This window comes from Neisseria sp. HMSC058F07, assembly GCF_001810035.1.
GTDB classification, from domain to species: Bacteria; Pseudomonadota; Gammaproteobacteria; order Burkholderiales; family Neisseriaceae; genus Neisseria; species Neisseria perflava.
Genome location: NZ_KV799687.1, coordinates 10,946 through 28,043 on the forward strand (window position 1 = coordinate 10,946; position 17,098 = coordinate 28,043).

General features: G+C 48.2%; 17 protein-coding genes and 1 tRNA gene. 12 read left to right on the forward strand and 6 right to left on the reverse strand.

The genetic code is table 11. The features are described 5' to 3' along the window. The first annotated feature begins 102 nt into the window (after positions 1 to 102). Entirely contained in the window at positions 103 to 342 is a 240-nt protein-coding gene (locus HMPREF2696_RS06405; protein ID WP_070588140.1) for a putative hemolysin, read from the forward strand. Between the two features lie 65 nt (positions 343 to 407). On the opposite strand, the gene serS is transcribed toward HMPREF2696_RS06405, so the two are convergent. Then, entirely contained in the window at positions 408 to 1,703 is a 1,296-nt protein-coding gene (gene serS, locus HMPREF2696_RS06410) for a serine--tRNA ligase (RefSeq protein WP_070588141.1), read from the reverse strand. 125 nt (positions 1,704 to 1,828) lie between these two features. Continuing rightward, positions 1,829 to 1,904, reverse strand: a tRNA-Glu gene (locus HMPREF2696_RS06415). Between the two features lie 133 nt (positions 1,905 to 2,037). Between HMPREF2696_RS06415 and HMPREF2696_RS06420 the strand changes: the two genes are divergently transcribed. The 4 genes from HMPREF2696_RS06420 (at position 2,038) to dcd (ending at position 4,946) form a co-directional block, all read left to right on the forward strand. Beyond that, a complete protein-coding gene (locus HMPREF2696_RS06420) occupies positions 2,038 to 2,937 on the forward strand; it encodes a recombination-associated protein RdgC (protein ID WP_070588142.1) in 900 nt (299 codons plus the stop codon). Positions 2,938 to 3,015: 78 nt separating this feature from the next. Next, the gene (locus tag HMPREF2696_RS06425; RefSeq protein WP_070588143.1) at positions 3,016 to 3,798 is read left to right on the forward strand and encodes an ADP-ribosylglycohydrolase family protein; all 783 of its coding nucleotides are present in this window, start codon (positions 3,016 to 3,018) and stop codon (positions 3,796 to 3,798) included. Positions 3,799 to 3,822: 24 nt separating this feature from the next. Beyond that, positions 3,823 to 4,254, forward strand: a complete 432-nt coding sequence (locus HMPREF2696_RS06430; RefSeq protein WP_070588144.1) for an MORN repeat-containing protein — start codon at positions 3,823 to 3,825, stop codon at positions 4,252 to 4,254. 125 nt (positions 4,255 to 4,379) lie between these two features. Continuing rightward, positions 4,380 to 4,946 carry a dCTP deaminase gene (gene dcd, locus HMPREF2696_RS06435; RefSeq protein WP_003680541.1) on the forward strand — a complete coding sequence of 189 codons (567 nt, stop codon included), beginning with the start codon at positions 4,380 to 4,382 and terminating at the stop codon, positions 4,944 to 4,946. A gap of 56 nt (positions 4,947 to 5,002) precedes the next feature. On the opposite strand, the gene HMPREF2696_RS06440 is transcribed toward dcd, so the two are convergent. Further along, the gene (locus tag HMPREF2696_RS06440) at positions 5,003 to 5,824 is read right to left on the reverse strand and encodes a posphoenolpyruvate synthetase regulatory kinase/phosphorylase PpsR (RefSeq protein WP_070588146.1); all 822 of its coding nucleotides are present in this window, start codon (positions 5,822 to 5,824) and stop codon (positions 5,003 to 5,005) included. A 412-nt stretch (positions 5,825 to 6,236) separates the two neighbouring features. Between HMPREF2696_RS06440 and ppsA the strand changes: the two genes are divergently transcribed. From ppsA to HMPREF2696_RS06465, 5 genes are all read left to right on the forward strand, one after another. Continuing rightward, positions 6,237 to 8,621 carry a phosphoenolpyruvate synthase gene (gene ppsA, locus HMPREF2696_RS06445; RefSeq protein WP_004520518.1) on the forward strand — a complete coding sequence of 795 codons (2,385 nt, stop codon included), beginning with the start codon at positions 6,237 to 6,239 and terminating at the stop codon, positions 8,619 to 8,621. 270 nt (positions 8,622 to 8,891) lie between these two features. Continuing rightward, a complete protein-coding gene (locus tag HMPREF2696_RS06450; RefSeq protein WP_049332073.1) occupies positions 8,892 to 9,596 on the forward strand; it encodes a peptidoglycan DD-metalloendopeptidase family protein in 705 nt (234 codons plus the stop codon). Positions 9,597 to 9,766: 170 nt separating this feature from the next. Beyond that, complete coding sequence (locus HMPREF2696_RS06455; protein WP_049336190.1) at positions 9,767 to 10,249, forward strand: hypothetical protein; 483 nt, start codon at positions 9,767 to 9,769, stop codon at positions 10,247 to 10,249. A 205-nt stretch (positions 10,250 to 10,454) separates the two neighbouring features. Then, positions 10,455 to 11,414 carry a DnaJ C-terminal domain-containing protein gene (locus HMPREF2696_RS06460; protein WP_063068882.1) on the forward strand — a complete coding sequence of 320 codons (960 nt, stop codon included), beginning with the start codon at positions 10,455 to 10,457 and terminating at the stop codon, positions 11,412 to 11,414. 15 nt (positions 11,415 to 11,429) lie between these two features. Further along, on the forward strand, positions 11,430 to 11,720 hold the full coding sequence (locus HMPREF2696_RS06465) for a chaperone modulator CbpM (protein WP_049336193.1): 291 nt from the start codon (positions 11,430 to 11,432) through the stop codon (positions 11,718 to 11,720). A gap of 117 nt (positions 11,721 to 11,837) precedes the next feature. Here HMPREF2696_RS06465 and HMPREF2696_RS06470 read toward each other — a convergent pair whose 3' ends face one another. Both HMPREF2696_RS06470 and HMPREF2696_RS06475 read right to left on the reverse strand, forming a co-directional pair. Beyond that, a complete protein-coding gene (locus tag HMPREF2696_RS06470) occupies positions 11,838 to 12,032 on the reverse strand; it encodes a YbdD/YjiX family protein (protein ID WP_003747442.1) in 195 nt (64 codons plus the stop codon). Then, complete coding sequence (locus tag HMPREF2696_RS06475; RefSeq protein WP_049336196.1) at positions 12,022 to 14,103, reverse strand: carbon starvation CstA family protein; 2,082 nt, start codon at positions 14,101 to 14,103, stop codon at positions 12,022 to 12,024. The genes HMPREF2696_RS06470 and HMPREF2696_RS06475 overlap by 11 nt, the downstream gene beginning before the upstream one ends. Before the next feature lie 330 nt (positions 14,104 to 14,433). Here HMPREF2696_RS06475 and HMPREF2696_RS06480 point away from each other — a divergent pair, with 330 nt between their 5' ends. Further along, positions 14,434 to 15,177: a pseudouridine synthase gene (locus HMPREF2696_RS06480; RefSeq protein ID WP_004520512.1), complete on the forward strand. Its 744-nt coding sequence runs from the start codon at positions 14,434 to 14,436 to the stop codon at positions 15,175 to 15,177. 59 nt (positions 15,178 to 15,236) lie between these two features. Here HMPREF2696_RS06480 and alr read toward each other — a convergent pair whose 3' ends face one another. Next, a complete protein-coding gene (alr, locus tag HMPREF2696_RS06485) occupies positions 15,237 to 16,295 on the reverse strand; it encodes an alanine racemase (RefSeq protein WP_049336198.1) in 1,059 nt (352 codons plus the stop codon). A gap of 216 nt (positions 16,296 to 16,511) precedes the next feature. Here alr and HMPREF2696_RS06490 point away from each other — a divergent pair, with 216 nt between their 5' ends. After that, entirely contained in the window at positions 16,512 to 16,973 is a 462-nt protein-coding gene (locus HMPREF2696_RS06490; RefSeq protein WP_079453694.1) for a winged helix-turn-helix transcriptional regulator, read from the forward strand. The last annotated feature ends 125 nt before the right edge of the window (positions 16,974 to 17,098 follow it).

A 17,098-nucleotide genomic window follows, 5' to 3' on the forward strand; every position in this document is an offset into this window, starting at 1 on the left:
CGTCTGAAAACTTTTCAGACGGCCTTTAATCTGGTTAACTCAATTAAACGCAAGCATCCCCTATAATCCGCTTGTTTTTATCCTTCAAATGAAAGACACGCCATGATCAAACCCATTATCCTCAGTCTGGCTGCCGCAACCGCTTTGGCCGCCTGCTCCGCTTCTGAAAAACAAGAATCTCCTAACCTCGGCGCAGCCAATCCGGCTTCCGAATTCTGCGTCAAACAAGGCGGCAAATCCGAAATCAAAAAAGACAAAGATGGTGGCGAATACGGCGTGTGCCACTTGCCTGACGGTACCGTTGTCGAAGAATGGGAATATTTCCGTCAACACAACAAATAATTGTTCAATCATAGAAAAGGCCGTCTGAACCCAAGTTTCAGACGGCCTTTTTATTTAAACAACGATTATTTTACTTCCAATTTGGTCACGCCGCTCATATACGGTTGCAACGCAGCAGGAACATTAATGCTGCCGTCGGCATTTTGATGGTTTTCCAATACTGCCACCAAAGTACGGCCGACAGCCAAGCCTGAGCCGTTCAGAGTATGCACCAAACGGTTTTTACCGTTTTCATCTTTGAAACGCGCTTTCATGCGGCGAGCTTGGAAATCTTCGCAGTTGGAGCAGCTGGAAATCTCACGATAAGTATTTTGCGCAGGAACCCAAACTTCCAAGTCGTAGGTTTTGGTTGCGCCGAAGCCCATGTCGCCGGTACACAAAGTGATCACGCGGTATGGCAGTTCCAACGCTTTCAAAATATTTTCAGCGTGTCCGACCATTTCTTCCAGCGCTTCGTATGATTTTTCCGGATGAACGATTTGCACCATTTCCACTTTGTCGAATTGGTGTTGGCGAATCAAGCCGCGCACGTCTTTACCGTATGCGCCCGCTTCGGAACGGAAACATGGGGAATGCGCAGTCAATTTCAACGGTAAATCACTGCCGGCCACGATGCTGTCGGCAACAGTATTGGTCAGCGTTACTTCAGCGGTCGGAATCAGATATTGCGTTTTTTTGCTCTCATCGCCACCGCGGGTAACGTGGAACAAATCTTCTGCAAATTTAGGCAGTTGACCTGTACCTTGCAGGGTCGTGTCATCCACGATGTAGGGCGTGTAATGCTCGGTGTAGCCGTGTTTCAGCGTGTGCGTATCGAGCATGAACTGCGCCAGCGCGCGGTGCAGGCGGGCGATTTGACCTTTCATGACGGTAAAGCGCGCGCCGGACAGTTTCGCGCCGCCTTCGAAATCCAAGCCCAAAGGTTCGCCCAAATCGACATGGTCTTTGATTTCAAAGTCAAATTCGCGCGGCGTACCGACTTTGCGGACTTCGACGTTTTCGGTTTCGTCTTTACCGGCGGGTACGCTTTCGTGCGGCAGGTTGGGAATGCTCAACAACCATGCGTCCAATTCTTTCTGAACGGCATCCAAATCGGCGGCAGCCTGCTCCAAATCCGCCTTGATTTGAGCAACCTGATCCATCGCAGCTTGAGCCTCTTCGTGTTTGCCTTGGCCTTTCAACGCGCCGATCTGTTTGGAAATACTGTTGCGCGAAGCCTGCAATTCTTCTGTTTTCACTTGAACGGCTTTGCGTTGCTCTTCCAAAGCGTTGAAACGCGCGATATCAAACTCGTAACCGCGGGCGGCCAAACGTTCGGCAACTGCGGCGGTATTGCTGCGGAGCAATTGGATGTCTAACATTGTTTTCTCTCGTTAAGATTCAGAATGGCATTATTGTAAACCAATTTAAAGATATTTTCACAGCGACAGGCCGTCTGAAAACAAAAAACGCCCCTGCAAAAAGCAGGAGCGTTTTCTAAAAATTTTGGCACGCCCACGGGGATTCGAACCCCGGTTGCCGCCGTGAAAGGGCAGTGTCCTAGGCCTCTAGACGATGGGCGCGTAACCGAAGCGCGAACTATACAGAAAGCCTTTTCTTCTGTCAACGCCTTTACTGCATTTTTAAAGATACTGCCGATTTCCGTATGTTATTTTCCCTGTATAATGCCGGTTTTAATAAAAAGGAAAACTCGCCATGTGGTTTAAGCAAATCAGTTTTTATCCGCTCAACAAAGACAAGTTGCCCGAATTGGAAGTCCTTGCCGACAAATTGGCGCAATCCGAATTTGCCCATTGTCAGGGTTTGGACTGGTTTAGCGAAGGCTTTGCCACGCCGGTTTCCTTTTCGCCCGAGCTGGTTTTCCCTGCTGATTACACTTGGCGCGTTGCTCTGAAAAAAGAAGAAAAAGTCCTGCCTGCCGGCGTGATCCGCGATATTTTGGATGAAAAAGTTTTGGAAATCCAAAACAACGAAGCGCGCAATGTCGGCCGCAAGGAAAAACAAGAGCTGAAAGAACAGATTACTGACGACCTGCTGCCCCGTGCCTTTACGCGCAGCAGCCGCACACAGGCGATTTTCGACACGCGCCATGGTTATCTTTTGGTCAACAATGCCGCATCTGCCAAAGCGGAAAATATCCTGACCAAACTGCGCGAAGCCTTGGGCGGTCTTGAAGCAGCCCTGCCCAACACCAAACAATCGCCCTCTTCCCTGATGACCGGCTGGCTGCTGCAAGGCCATTGCGAAGGCGGTTTTGAATTGGACTGCGATTGCGAACTCAAAGGCGTGGGTGATGTTGTTCCGGTCGTCAAAGTTTCCAAACAAGACCTGACTGCCGATGAAGTGGTACAACACGTCAAAAACGGCAAAACCGTTACCCAACTGGGCTTGGTATGGCGCGAACAAATTGCGTTCATCCTCACTCAAGACTTTACACTCAAACGCATCCAGTATCTGGACGTTTTGCAAGAAGAAGCCGAAAGCAACGGTGACGATGCTGCCAGCCTCGCCTTTGCCTCGCAAATCCTGATGACCGAAGCCATCAGCACTATGTTAGAAGAGCTGGTTTCTTATTTAGGCGGCTGGAAAGAGTAATTTTTCAGACGGCCTTTTGATTGGGAAATATCAAAGGCCGTCTGAAATATAAATAGAAGTATCAGAAAGGATGTCATGATGTTGGGCGCAGTCATCGGCGATATTGCCGGATCACGATTTGAGTTTGACAACTACCGTCACACCAATTTTGATATTTTCAGCTCCGACAGCGACTTTACCGATGACACGATTTGCACTGTTGCCATTGCCGATTGGGTTTTACAAGGCTGCAACGATAATTTGGCCTCTATTTTACAAGGCTGGTGTAGGGCATATCCCTGTCCTAAAGGCGCATATGGCGGCCGCTTTTCACAATGGATAGAATGGAAAGATCCAGAACCTTATAATAGCTGGGGCAACGGCTCGGCCATGCGTGTTTCTGCCGTTGGCTGGGCATTTGCCACATTGGAAGAAACCCTGCATTTTGCCGAACAATCCGCCGCCGTAACGCATAACCACCCGGAAGGCATTAAAGGTGCACAAGCTGTAGCTGCCGCCATCTTTTGGGCGCGTACCGGTATGGGCAAAGCGCAAATCAAAGAAAACATTACGCGACAATTCGGTTACGACTTGAGCCAAAGTTGCGACCAAATCCGCCCGCATTATCATTTCAATGAAAGCTGTCAGGAAACCGTACCTCAAGCAGTTACTGCCTTTCTTGAAAGCGATGATTTTGAACACGCCATCCGACTGGCGGTTTCCCTGGGCGGTGACAGCGATACCTTGGCAGCCATTACCGGCAGTATTGCCGAAGCCTACCATGGTATCCCTGCATCCATGCGCGAACATGCTTTAGCCATATTGCCACGCCGTATTGCTGAGACCCTGCTGACTTTTGAATCCCAATATCAGGCCGTCTGAAACCGCCTGCAAAAAGGAACAATAATGATGAAATACCTCGCCCTACTCCCTATCGCCTTCATGCTGGGTACGCCTGCCATTGCCGAAACCATCAATCCTTATCAGGAAAAAGGTTGCGCTTATGATGGCGATGTCGGCAAAGACGGCAAACCATCCGGCAAAGGCACATGGAAATGCCAAGACGGCCGCAGCTATGTCGGGGCCTTTAAAAACGGCAAATTTGACGGCAAAGGCATATATACCGTTTCCGGCAACAGCGAGACCTTTATCGAACCTTTCTCCTCAAACAGCGCCAAATTACGCAATATGACGCTGGAGGGCGTGTTCAAAAAAGGCAGGGCGCACGGAAACTTTACCGCCTCTCAAAACGGCACACCCGTATTCATCATGAAATGCGAAGACGGTATGATTAAAGAAGTCAAACTGGCTAAGAAATCTGCTTCCAAAACCAAATAAACAGCCTTTCAGACGGCCTTATCCATATTTTAGGCCGTCTGAAACATCAATTGACAAGCCCGCCTAAAGGCTGTTGTGTTGATTTTAAAGAATTTCCAAACAACCCTTACCTCAGGACAACCACCATGAGCATTAAATCCGACAAATGGATACGCCGCATGGCCGAAGAACACGGCATGATTGAGCCGTTCGAGCCCAACCAAATCAAAGAGGCCAATGGCCAACGCATCATCTCCTACGGCACATCCAGCTATGGCTACGACATCCGTTGTGCCAATGAATTTAAAATCTTCACCAATATCAACAGCACCATCGTCGACCCGAAAAACTTCGACCCGAAAAACTTCGTTACAGTTGAAGACGACTGCTGCATCATTCCGCCTAACTCCTTTGCACTGGCACGCACAGTCGAATATTTCCGCATCCCGCGCAACGTCCTGACTGTCTGCTTAGGTAAATCCACTTACGCACGCTGCGGCATCATCGTCAACGTTACCCCGTTTGAGCCAGAGTGGGAAGGCTACGTTACACTTGAGTTTTCCAACACCACCCCCCTGCCTGCTAAAATCTATGCCGGCGAAGGCGTGGCTCAAGTCTTGTTCTTTGAAAGCGATGAAGTCTGCGAAACTTCATACAAAGACCGCAACGGCAAATACATGGGACAAACCGGTGTTACCCTGCCTAAAACCTAATGCGCCAAACAAAAAAAGGCCGTCTGAAACTTTCAGACGGCCTTTTATCATTTCAGTTAAAAACGGCGTTTCAGCTTGCAAGCCTGCAAGATATGGACGGCGAGTTCTTCCACAGATTTATCCGTTGTATTGGTAAACGGCACTCCGTGGCGTTTGAACATATTTTGCGCATCGGCAATCTCGCTACGGCAAGTATCAATTTTGGCATAGGTCGAATTAGGACGGCGCTCATGACGGATAGCCTGCAGACGCTCAGGCTGAATGGTCAAGCCGAACAGCTTGTCTTTATAAGGTTTGACCATACGCGGCAAATCGGTCGATTCCAAATCATCGGGAATCAATGGATAGTTTGCGGCGCGGATACCGTATTGCAGGGCCAGATAGAGACAGGTCGGCGTTTTGCCCGAACGGGACACGCCCATCAAAATCACATCCGCTTCCTGCAGGTTTTTATCGCTGACACCGTCATCATGATTCAGTGAAAAATTGACCGCCTCCATACGCGCATCATAGCGTTGGGTATTGCCGATACTGTGGTGCCCCTGCCGGGCGGCAACCGCCTCCGTATTGAGTTCCTTTTCCAAAAGACCGAGAAAGGTTTCAAAGAAATTAATATGGAACGCATTGGCTTTCTTGATGATTTCACGGATTTCGTCATTGACCACACTGACAAAAGCAATCGGGCGCACGCCGAATTTTTCAGCTGACTGGTTGACTTTGTCTACAACAGCACGCGCTTTTTCAGGCGTATCAATAAACGGATAGGTATGGCGTTTGAACTCAACATTGCCAAATTGGTTCAGCAAGGCTTCACCGATATTTTCAGCGGTCAGACCAGTTCGGTCGGAAATATAGAAGACTTGGCGTGGATCAGTCATAATGAATCCTCTTGAGGGTAACGTTTCAGACGGCAATCATAGCAGTTACAGCCTTTGCAATAAAGCGATTCCCGATAGATTACACAGGATTACAACAAATTTGAACAATTTTTAAATTGGCACAAAATTTTATTTTTTGCTATTTTGTAGAATTTTATTCTAAAATTGTAAAATAAATCTTGTTTATTAAATTTATTAACTTATTTTGTTTTCCATATTTAACAAGAAGATAACACGTAAAAACATGAATCTGATATTCGTATTTCAGAAGGCTACACGCCTGAAAAGCACAATATCACAGACGAATTTGTGATTTTTAAAAAGATAAAACACATGACAGCCATCAAACGAATGGCTACAATAAGCAGGCGGATTTGTTTCTTTTTTAACATTTTTTGGATTGGACACACAAATGGCCGAAAACTACGTTATTTGGTTTGAAAACCTGCGTATGACTGACGTTGAGCGAGTGGGCGGTAAAAATGCCTCTTTGGGCGAAATGATCAGCCAACTGACTGAAAAAGGCGTGCGCGTTCCCGGCGGTTTTGCAACCACAGCCGAAGCTTATCGTGCTTTCCTGGCTCACAATGGTCTGAGCGAGCGTATTTCCGAAGCCCTGAAACAACTGGATGTTGAAGACGTTGCTGAATTGGCACGCGTGGGTAAAGAAATCCGTCAATGGATTTTGGATACCCCGTTCCCTGAGCAACTGGATGCTGAAATCGAAACAGCTTGGAACAAAATGGTTGCCGATGCCGGCGGTGCGGACATCTCCGTTGCCGTACGTTCTTCTGCAACAGCAGAAGACTTGCCGGACGCTTCTTTCGCCGGCCAACAAGAAACCTTCCTGAATATTAATGGTTTGGATAACGTTAAAGAAGCGATGCACCATGTATTCGCTTCCCTGTACAACGACCGTGCCATTTCTTACCGTGTCCACAAAGGCTTCGAACACGACATCGTTGCCCTTTCTGCCGGCGTACAACGCATGGTGCGCTCTGACAGCGGTGCCTCCGGTGTGATGTTCACCATCGATACCGAATCCGGTTACGACCAAGTCGTTTTCGTTACCTCTTCTTACGGCCTGGGCGAAAACGTCGTACAAGGCGCGGTAAACCCTGACGAATTCTATGTATTCAAACCTACTTTGAAAGCAGGCAAACCGGCTATCCTGCGCAAAACCATGGGTTCGAAACAAATCAAAATGATTTTTACCGACAAAGCCGAAGCCGGTAAATCTGTAACCAACGTTGATGTACCTGCAGAAGACCGTCAACGCTTCTCCATTACCGACGCCGAAGTAACCGAGTTGGCTCATTACGCGCTGACCATCGAAAAACACTACGGCCGCCCAATGGACATCGAATGGGGGCGCGATGGTTTGGATGGCAAACTCTACATCCTGCAAGCACGCCCTGAAACTGTAAAATCTCAAGAAGACGGCAGCCGCAACCTGCGCCGCTTCTCTATCAACGGCGAAAAAGTTGTCTTGTGCGAAGGCCGAGCTATCGGTCAAAAAGTTGGCCAAGGTAAAGTTCGCTTGGTGAAAGATGCTTCAGAGATGGATTCCGTTGAAGCAGGCGACGTACTCGTTACCGACATGACCGACCCGGATTGGGAACCGGTAATGAAACGTGCTTCTGCCATTGTTACCAACCGTGGTGGCCGTACCTGCCACGCAGCGATTATCGCGCGTGAATTGGGTATTCCGGCTGTTGTAGGTTGTGGCGATGCTACCGACCTGCTTTCAGACGGCCAAGAAGTTACCGTATCTTGTGCCGAAGGCGATACCGGCTTCATCTACTCCGGCCTGCTGGACGTACAAGTTACCGATGTTGCTTTGGACAACATGCCTAAAGCCCCTGTCAAAGTGATGATGAACGTTGGTAACCCTGAATTGGCATTCAGCTTCGCCAACCTGCCTAGCGAAGGCATCGGCTTGGCACGTATGGAATTCATCATCAACCGTCAAATCGGTATCCATCCTAAAGCCTTGTTGGAATTTGACAAACAAGACGACGAATTGAAAGCGGAAATTACCCGCCGCATCGCTGGCTACGCTTCTCCTGTCGACTTCTATGTCGATAAAATCGCAGAAGGTGTGGCAACTTTGGCTGCTTCGGTTTATCCACGCAAAACCATCGTCCGTATGTCTGACTTCAAATCCAACGAGTACGCTAACTTGGTAGGTGGCAGCATCTACGAACCGCACGAAGAAAACCCAATGTTGGGCTTCCGTGGTGCAGCGCGTTATGTTGCTGACAGCTTCAAAGACTGCTTCGCACTCGAGTGCAAAGCCTTGAAACGCGTCCGTGACGAAATGGGTTTGACCAACGTCGAAATCATGATTCCATTCGTCCGCACTTTGGGTGAAGCCGAAGCTGTTGTCAAAGCCCTGAAAGAAAACGGTTTGGAACGCGGCAAAAACGGCCTGCGCCTGATCATGATGTGCGAGTTGCCAAGCAACGCTGTATTGGCAGAACAATTCCTGCAATACTTCGACGGTTTCTCCATCGGCTCTAACGACATGACCCAGCTGACCCTCGGCCTCGACCGTGACAGCGGTTTGGTATCTGATTCCTTCGACGAGCGCAACCCTGCCGTTAAAGTGATGTTGCACTTGGCAATCTCTGCCTGCCGCAAACAAAACAAATACGTCGGTATTTGCGGTCAAGGCCCGTCAGACCATCCGGACTTTGCCAAATGGCTGGTTCAAGAAGGTATCGAGAGCGTATCGCTCAACCCTGATACCGTGATTGAAACTTGGCTGTATCTGGCTAACGAATTGAACAAATAAGTTCGATGAGACAAAAATCCCCTGTCCGTCTATCTCGGCAGGGGATTTTTATTGCCTTATTCAATACCGTCTGAAAAAACTTTCACTTTCTTTTACCTTATCAAAAAAATCCTTTATCATCAAAATGATAAAAAAATATACCGCCATATCCACAAATTTTCAATGTTAATATGCTGCCTTTATGCAGTTTATCCCATGCCTTTTGAGTGAACCTTTTTCCACTCTTCCTATCTATCATACACAACATAACGATACATTTTGAAACAACCCATGAATACAAATTTTATTTCCACCTTTCAGACGGCCTTAAAACGTCTGGCCCTCATCAGCACCATTGCCGTCTTAGCAGCCTGCGCCGGCAACAATACCTCTTCCAACCGAGCTGTACCTGACGGCTACTACAAAGTCCGCCCCGGCGATACCCTGACCCAAATTGCCAAACGCTACGGACAAAACGTCAATACACTGGTTGCATGGAATAACCTTCCCAACGCCTCACAAATCGAAGTCGGTCAAGTATTGCGAGTCCGCCGTCATGTTGCCTCCCGCAATACTGCTACGCAGCAACGCCAAGCAACCGCCGTTACCCCAATCAACCGGTTAAGCTTGCAATGGCCGACCGATAACGCCTCATCCTCCATTATCCAACGCTACAACGGCACAAGCAGCAAAGGCATAGATATTGCAGGCACGCAAGGCCAACAAATCCGTTCTGCCGCAGCCGGTACCGTCATCTACGTTGGCGAAGAAGTACGCGGCTACGGCAAGCTGATTTTAATCAGCCACAACGACTACACCATTACCGCCTATGCCCACAACGACACGCTTTTGGTACAAAAAGATCAAAAAGTCCAAGCAGGTCAAGTTATCGCGACCATGGGCAGCAGCGATACAGACAGCGTCAAGCTTCATTTTGAAGTTCGTCTAAACGGCAAAGCAGTCGATCCCCTGCCTTATTTGACTAGAACAAATTAATGCCCCAATCAAAAGGCCGTCTGAATAGCAGTATTTCAGACGGCCTTTTGATTATCTTGCTATAACAGCTATTTCAACAAAATCTTTTCCTATTTAACTTATGTTGATTGAGTGTAAATACCGTTATACAATAACAACTCTTTTTAACATTCCATTTCAGGTACCCTACTATGTCTCCTAGCAGTATCCTTGCAACCGCATTCTTGTTTGCATCTGCATTTGCCAGCGCAGATGTCCATATTGATGAAAGCATTCCTTACCGCGATAAAGAAGAAATCGATACCCGTATTGTTTCTGAGTGTTTAGAAGTGGGCAGCATCATGTCCAAATCTTTGCAAGAAACTGCAGCCAAAAGCGATGTAACAGTTGTCCGTGACGGTAAAAAACAAGGCACATACGCAGATATCGCTATCACTTCCGCCATGAGTGCAGGCAATGCCTTTATCGGTCACGCCAAAGGGATGGCGGTTTCAGCCACTTTGTATGTTGACGGCAAACAAGTTAATAAAAAAACCTTTACCCGCAACTCTTCCGGTGGCATGTTTGGCGCTTATAAAAGCTCTTGCGCCGTCTTGAACCGCACTTCTAAAGTATTGGGTTCAGATATTGCCCAATGGGTGGTTCGCGAACAAAAAAATGCTCAAGACAAATAAAACCCCAATTTGATAAAGGCCGTCTGAAAAACCGTATTTCAGACGGCCTTTATATTTTCTATTTCTCTAAAAACAAAGAAATAAATTACCCATTAATCATTGTCAGAAATAGAGAATTTTATTTCCAATGCCCTTGATTTTAGAATATCTACCCTCAATTATTAAAACTATAAGAATTTTGTATATTAGCAGTCAAAGGAATAACATGGCAGAAAAAAACTATTATGAAATACTAGGCGTTGCCAAAGATGCGGATGAGGCCGAAATCAAAAAAGCCTACCGAAAACTGGTGCGCAAATACCACCCCGATGTCAGCAAAGAACCTGACGCAGCCGAACGTACGGTAGAAATCAACCGTGCCTACGAAACGCTTTCCGATAAAGAAAAGCGGGCCGAATACGATGAAATGTTGGCTAATCCTTACGGACGCAGCGCCGGAGGCAATCCGTTCGGTCAAGGCGGCAATCCGTTTGGCAATGGATTTAACGGTGGCGGCTTCCACTATGAACGTCATGAAGGCGAACCGTTCGGAGCGGGAGACTTCAATTTTGAAGATCTGTTTTCATCATTCCGCCAATCCCACACTCGTTCCGAGCAACCCCGCGGCCCAATAAAAGGCGAGGATCAACATGCTGAATTGAGTATTGATATTTACGCAGCGTATGTTGGCGCAGAACGTAGCATGACTTTGAATGTGCCGACTCTAGACGAATACGGACGTGCGGTTTATCAAAATAAAACCCTCAACGTCAAAATCCCCAAAGGCATTGCAGAAGGCCAACAAATCCGTTTGGCCGGTCAAGGTTTGCCGGGATATAACGGTGGAGAAAACGGTGACTTGTACTTAAAAATCAAGTTCCACGACCAACCTGATTTATACGTCAAAAACAGGAAAGACGTATATCAAACAATAGATGTCAAACCTTGGGAAGCCGTATTGGGCGGCAAAATCATCGTCCCTACCGCTTCAGGCCGCTTGCAGGTCAATCTGCCTGCCAACAGCCAAAGCGGTAAAAGCATCCGCCTCAAAGGCAAAGGTATTCCTGCAAAAGAAGCCGGAGACCTTTATCTCAATATCCGCATTAATGTTCCGCCAGTAGAGAGCGAAGCCGACCGTGCCGCATGGGAAAAATTGGCCGAACACTTTGCCGCGAAACAAGCATAAGAGAAAGGATAAATTATGATTCAGTCCTCCGATGTTACCCTTACTTTTGAAGAAATCGTTGCCGCCAGCCGCTGCCGTCGTGATTGGCTGTTGGAACTTATAGCAGAAGACATCATCAGCATAGATGGAGTGCCCGAAAAAAGCACCTTCAGTGGTTTTCATCTTGCCCGCATCCGTCGCGCACAACGCTTAAGCCGTGATTTTGAGGCCGGCATTCCTGCATTGGGGCTGATTATGCGGCTGTTGGACGAGGTGGAAGAACTCAGAAAAATACAGCGTCCGCTGGTCCTGCTCGAAGAAGAGTAAATATTGGCAAGTTGTTCGATTAAATATTGATGACAAGACAAAGTTTTTGATTTTTATTGATATTCCATAATGAAAGGCCGTCTGAAAATATTTTCAGACGGCCTTTTTATGCCTTCATTAACAACAGCGTCCGCCGTTGCCGCCGCAACGGCGTTTGCGGCAGTAGTCTTGGAATTGCAGCTCGGTCATGACCGGCGCGTTGGGATTATGTTTGCGCTGGCGGGCAACGTAGTTTTCATAATCTGGGACACCGGCCATCAAGTTCGCTGTCAACTTGATGGTTTTCCACCAAGATGCGAGCTTATGCTTCACTTTGAGTCTCCGGCTGTTTACCGTCGCGGTACACTGCTGGAATTTCTTTAGCAGTTGGCCAACCGACTTTGCGGGCTTTCATGGCAGTACGGAAACCGTACACGGCGACAATCACGACAACTGCCAAGAACAAAGCGGTCAAACCGGCATTGATTTGGTCGTTGAAGATGATTTGTGACATTTCGCCAATGTCTTTAGCAGGAGCGAGGACTTCGCCTGAAGCCAAGGCATCGCGGTATTTGCCTGCGTGAGCCAAGAAGCTGACGCGCGGGTCGCTGTGGAACAGTTTTTGCAAACCGGCATAGCAGGTTACGAACAATACGCCGACAGCAGGAACCAAAGTTACCCAAACATAGCGGTCGCGTTTCATTTTCACCAATACGACGGTACACATAATCAACGCTACGCCTGCAAGCATTTGGTTGGCGATACCAAACAACGGCCAGAGCGAGTTAATACCGCCCAGAGGGTCGGTTACGCCGGTATAGAGGAAGTAACCCCACAATGCCACAGCAAAGAATGTGGCAACCAAGTTGGCAGGGATTGAGTCGGTGTTACCGAATGGTTTGTAGAAGATACTGCCCAAGTCTTGAATCATGAAACGGGCAACGCGTGTACCGGCGTCAACTGCGGTCAGGATGAACAAGGCTTCAAACAGCAAGGCAAAGTGATACCAGAACGCCATCATGGCTTCGCCCGGAATCAGACGGCTCATGATGTGTGCCATACCGACTGCGAGGGTTGGTGCACCGCCTGCGCGGGATAGAATGGTGTTTTCGCCCACTTCTTTAGCAGTGTGCAACAGGGTTGCGGCATCAACAGAGAAATTCAGTTTAGTGGTGATGACTTCGGCAGCTGTGTTGGCATCTGTACCAATCAGCGCGGCCGGGCTGTTCATCGCAAAGTACACGCCTGGCTCAAGCGAAGCGGCGGCAGCCAGCGCCATAATAGCCACAAAGCTTTCCATAATCATGCCGCCGTAACCGATCATGCGGACGTGGGTTTCGTTTTCCACCATTTTTGGAGTGGTACCTGAAGAAATCAGCGCATGGAAGCCTGAAACTGCACCACAAGCAATGGTAATGAACAAGAATGGGAACAATGCACCAGAGAATACCGGGCCTGAACCATCGATAAAGTGGGTAACTGCAGGCATTTGCAGAGTCGGGTTAACAATAACGATACCCAAAGCCAAAGCTGCAATCGTACCGATTTTCAGGAAGGTAGACAGATAGTCGCGCGGAGTCAGCAAGAGCCAAACCGGCAATACGGAAGCCACGAAACCGTAAATCATAATCGCCCAAGTCAGCTGAATGCCGTCAAGGTCGAACCAGTGACCGAAGGAGCTGTGGGCAACATCTTCACCGTAAATCACGGCCAACATCAGCAAAATAAAGCCGACGATGGAAATCTCGCCGATTTTGCCCGGACGGATATAACGGGTGTAAATACCCATAAACAGAGCAATCGGCATAGTCGCTGCGATGGTGAACGTACCCCAAGGGCTGTGAACCAATGCTTTCACAACAATCAGCGCCAACACCGCCATAATGATGACCATAATCATCAAAATACCAATGGATGCAATCACGCCGGGAACGGTACCGAGTTCTTGTTTCACGATATCGCCCAAAGACTTACCGTCACGGCGCATAGAAACAAATAGTACCATCATATCCTGTACGGCACCGGCAAATACCACGCCGAAGATAATCCACAAAGTACCGGGCAGATAACCCATTTGCGCTGCCAATACAGGACCAACCAGAGGGCCTGCGCCGGCAATAGCGGCAAAGTGGTGGCCGAACAGTACGCCTTTATGTGTGGGAACATAGTCCAAGCCGTCATTGTGGCGTTCTGCCGGAGTCAGACGGTTAGGATCAAGCTGCATCACACGGTTGGCAATGTAAAGACTGTAGAAACGGTAGGCAATGCAGTATACCGAAATGGCGGCCGTAACCATCCAAATCGCACTGACTTGCTCGCCACGGCTGAGAGCTAAAGTAGTAAAGGAGGCCAAGCCTACCAAAACCACAATGCCCCAGATCAAAAATGATTTGAGCGATTTCATTGATTTATCCTTAAAACGTGATGCACCAAGGCTTGCTTTAGCGACAAACTGCCTTAATGCGCTTCAGAAAGACCAGTCATTATAGTCTTCATGATTTCATGAGTGAAATGTCATTTCAACCCAAATTCGACTGAAAACAAAATGATTAGTTCGTCCGTAAGGTTAACACAAACAGACAATATACCCTTCATTTTTTACTTCAAAACTAAATATTCCTTAACATATAACAAACGAAAGGCCGTCTGAAAACCCAAAAATTCAGTTTTCAGACGGCCTGACAAACAGTCAATGCTATAATCCGACATTCCCATTTCTCTATATTGCCATACCATGCAAAACAACGATTCCGAAACCATGCGCCTCTCCAAACGCATGGCGCAATTGGGCTTATGCTCGCGCCGCGAGGCAGACAGTTACATCGAGCAAGGCTGGGTCAAAGTCAACGGTCAAACCGCCGTACTCGGTCAAAAAGTCACCGAGCGCGACCGCATCGACCTCAACAAACAAGCCCATGAAAAACAAGCAGCGCGCGTAACCATCCTTCTGAATAAACCCGTCGGCTACGTCAGCGCGCAGGCAGAAAAAGGCTATAAATCCGCCGCAGAACTCATTACCGCCGAAAACCATTGGGAAGGCGATGACAGCCGTATCCCTTTCAGCGAAAAACACAAATTCGGCTTAGCCCCTGCCGGCCGCTTAGATATCGACTCCGTCGGATTGTTAGTACTCACTCAGGACGGCCGCATTGCCAAACAACTGATTGGTGAAAACAGCAGCAGCGAAAAAGAATACCTTGTCCGCGTCCGTGGCAAACTGGACGATAAAGGCCTCGCCCTACTCAACCACGGCTTGAGTTTGGACGGAGAAAAATTGCGCCCCGCCAAAGTCGAATGGCAAAACGAAGACCAGTTGCGCTTTATTTTGCGACAAGGCAAAAAACGCCAAATCCGCCGCATGTGCGAACTGGTCGGCCTGCGTGTCGTCGGTTTGAAACGCATCCGCATGGGTAAAGTCAAACTCGGCAGACTGCCGCCGGGCAAATGGCGTTATCTACGCGCTGACGAATCGTTTTAATTGCAGCTAATAAAAAGGCCGTCTGAAAACACATTTCAGACGGCCTCATCTTTTACTGCTTACTCGATATAAGTAAACTTCGCACGTTTGATATTGCAGAGAATTTCGTACGGAATCATACCGGCAACTTCGGAAACTTCATTGATATTAATCACATCGCCCCAAAGCTCGACTTCCGCGCCCAAGCCCTCTTTCGATGCTTCCAGCTCAACCGTAATCATATCCATAGATACCCTGCCGATAATACGGCTGCGTTTGCCATCCACTGCCACAGGGGAATTAGTGGAAGCGCGACGCGGATAACCGTCGGCATAGCCGCAGGCAATCAAACCGACACGGATAGATTTGCTGGTGTAGAACGTTGCGCCGTAGCCAATCGGAGAATGCGGTTGCAACACGCGCTCGCCGAAAACACGGGAAGTCAGGCGCATAACAGGTTTCAAACGCTCATCCACGCCGCCGAAAGGCGAAATACCATACAAGGCCAGACCGGCACGTCCCCAATCGCGCCGCGCTTCAGGCACGTTCAAAATCGCGGCGGAATTCGCCAAGCTCTCTTCGCCTTCCAAACCCTCACACGCCAAATCAAACGCTTCAAGCTGCATTTCGGTCATGCCGTTTTCCGGTTCGTCCGCGCAGGCAAAATGGCTGAATTTCACAATGTTTTCAACCGATTCGGATTGTTTCAATGCAGTATAGGCGGCGGCATAGTTATGCGGAAAGAAACCGGCACGGTGCATACCCGAGTCCATTTTCAGCCATACGGTCGTCGGACGTTGCCACTCATGATGCACAAACGCCTCCAACTGCCATTGGCTACCGATTGCCGGCCACAAATCATAACGGTCAACATCCGCATATTCCGCAGCCTCAAACACGCCTTCCAACAAAACAATCGGATTTTTAATGCCGTTTTGACGCAATTCCACGCCTTCATCTACCGTTGCCACCGCAAAGCCGTCGGCAATATCCGCCAACGCGTGTGCACATCTGACCGCACCATGCCCGTAAGCATCGGCCTTAATCACGGCCAACAATTTATTGCCATGCAACTCTTTGAGAAAACGATAATTTTGACGTAAATTATCCAAACGGATTTGCGCATTGAGCGGACGCATAATGTATTCCTCTTATCGGCATTCCGTTTCAGACGGCCTGCCCTATTACTTTGAAGTAAATATTATAGGTCAAAAACTACACAGGATTCCATGAAATACACAAGAATAATCTATTCATATTTTAGAACTCATGCGCACCTTTAGGCATTTATGCTTCTTCTCAGCCTGTTTTAAGGTTATGATTCAATCCAAATGAAAACGACAGACATCAAGGCCATGAAAGAACTCGACAAAACCGACTTAAAAATCCTCAAGCTCCTACAACAAAATGCACGTATCCCCATGACTGAATTGGCTGAAAAAGTCGGCCTCTCCACTACGCCAGTAACCGAACGCGTCCGCCGCTTGGAACGCGACAACCTCATTACCGGCTATCACGCCCATCTGAATCCTCATGCTTTAGGCCAAAGCCTCTTGGTCTTTGTCGAGCTGAAACTGCGTTCCAAATCCGGCAATATTTTTGAAGACTTCAAACGCGAAGTGCTGAAGATTCCGCAAATTCTGGAATGCCACTTAGTATCCGGCGAATACGACTACCTTATCAAAGTCCGCCTGCCCAATATGTCCGCCTATCGCGATATGCTCGGCAATATCCTGCTGCAACTGCCGGCTGCTTCCGAAAGCCGCAGCTATGTTGTCATGGAAGAAGTCAAAGAAGAAGTAGTATTAGACATCTAATTCTATTCAACAAACAAAGGCCGTCTGAAAGATTACAACATTCAGACGGCCTTTATTTTAAATAGGCAAAAAAAATGCACACATCCGACAGAATGTGTGCCAAGTCTACAAAGGAGAAATAGAGG

Bases quoted from the DNA above. Each gene is read 5' to 3' on its own strand.
- HMPREF2696_RS06465 (WP_049336193.1), top strand. From the start codon at position 11,430: ATGATTCAGTCCTCCGATGTTACCCTTACTTTTGAAGAAATCGTTGCC.
- HMPREF2696_RS06430 (WP_070588144.1), top strand. From the start codon at position 3,823: ATGATGAAATACCTCGCCCTACTCCCTATCGCCTTCATGCTGGGTACG.
- ppsA (WP_004520518.1), top strand. From the start codon at position 6,237: ATGGCCGAAAACTACGTTATTTGGTTTGAAAACCTGCGTATGACTGAC.
- alr (WP_049336198.1), bottom strand. From the start codon at position 16,295: ATGCGTCCGCTCAATGCGCAAATCCGTTTGGATAATTTACGTCAAAAT.
- serS (WP_070588141.1), bottom strand. From the start codon at position 1,703: ATGTTAGACATCCAATTGCTCCGCAGCAATACCGCCGCAGTTGCCGAA.
- HMPREF2696_RS06480 (WP_004520512.1), top strand. From the start codon at position 14,434: ATGCAAAACAACGATTCCGAAACCATGCGCCTCTCCAAACGCATGGCG.
- HMPREF2696_RS06490 (WP_079453694.1), top strand. From the start codon at position 16,512: ATGAAAGAACTCGACAAAACCGACTTAAAAATCCTCAAGCTCCTACAA.
- HMPREF2696_RS06460 (WP_063068882.1), top strand. From the start codon at position 10,455: ATGGCAGAAAAAAACTATTATGAAATACTAGGCGTTGCCAAAGATGCG.
- HMPREF2696_RS06440 (WP_070588146.1), bottom strand. From the start codon at position 5,824: ATGACTGATCCACGCCAAGTCTTCTATATTTCCGACCGAACTGGTCTG.
- HMPREF2696_RS06425 (WP_070588143.1), top strand. From the start codon at position 3,016: ATGTTGGGCGCAGTCATCGGCGATATTGCCGGATCACGATTTGAGTTT.
- HMPREF2696_RS06420 (WP_070588142.1), top strand. From the start codon at position 2,038: ATGTGGTTTAAGCAAATCAGTTTTTATCCGCTCAACAAAGACAAGTTG.
- dcd (WP_003680541.1), top strand. From the start codon at position 4,380: ATGAGCATTAAATCCGACAAATGGATACGCCGCATGGCCGAAGAACAC.
- HMPREF2696_RS06450 (WP_049332073.1), top strand. From the start codon at position 8,892: ATGAATACAAATTTTATTTCCACCTTTCAGACGGCCTTAAAACGTCTG.
- HMPREF2696_RS06475 (WP_049336196.1), bottom strand. From the start codon at position 14,103: ATGAAATCGCTCAAATCATTTTTGATCTGGGGCATTGTGGTTTTGGTA.
- HMPREF2696_RS06455 (WP_049336190.1), top strand. From the start codon at position 9,767: ATGTCTCCTAGCAGTATCCTTGCAACCGCATTCTTGTTTGCATCTGCA.
- HMPREF2696_RS06405 (WP_070588140.1), top strand. From the start codon at position 103: ATGATCAAACCCATTATCCTCAGTCTGGCTGCCGCAACCGCTTTGGCC.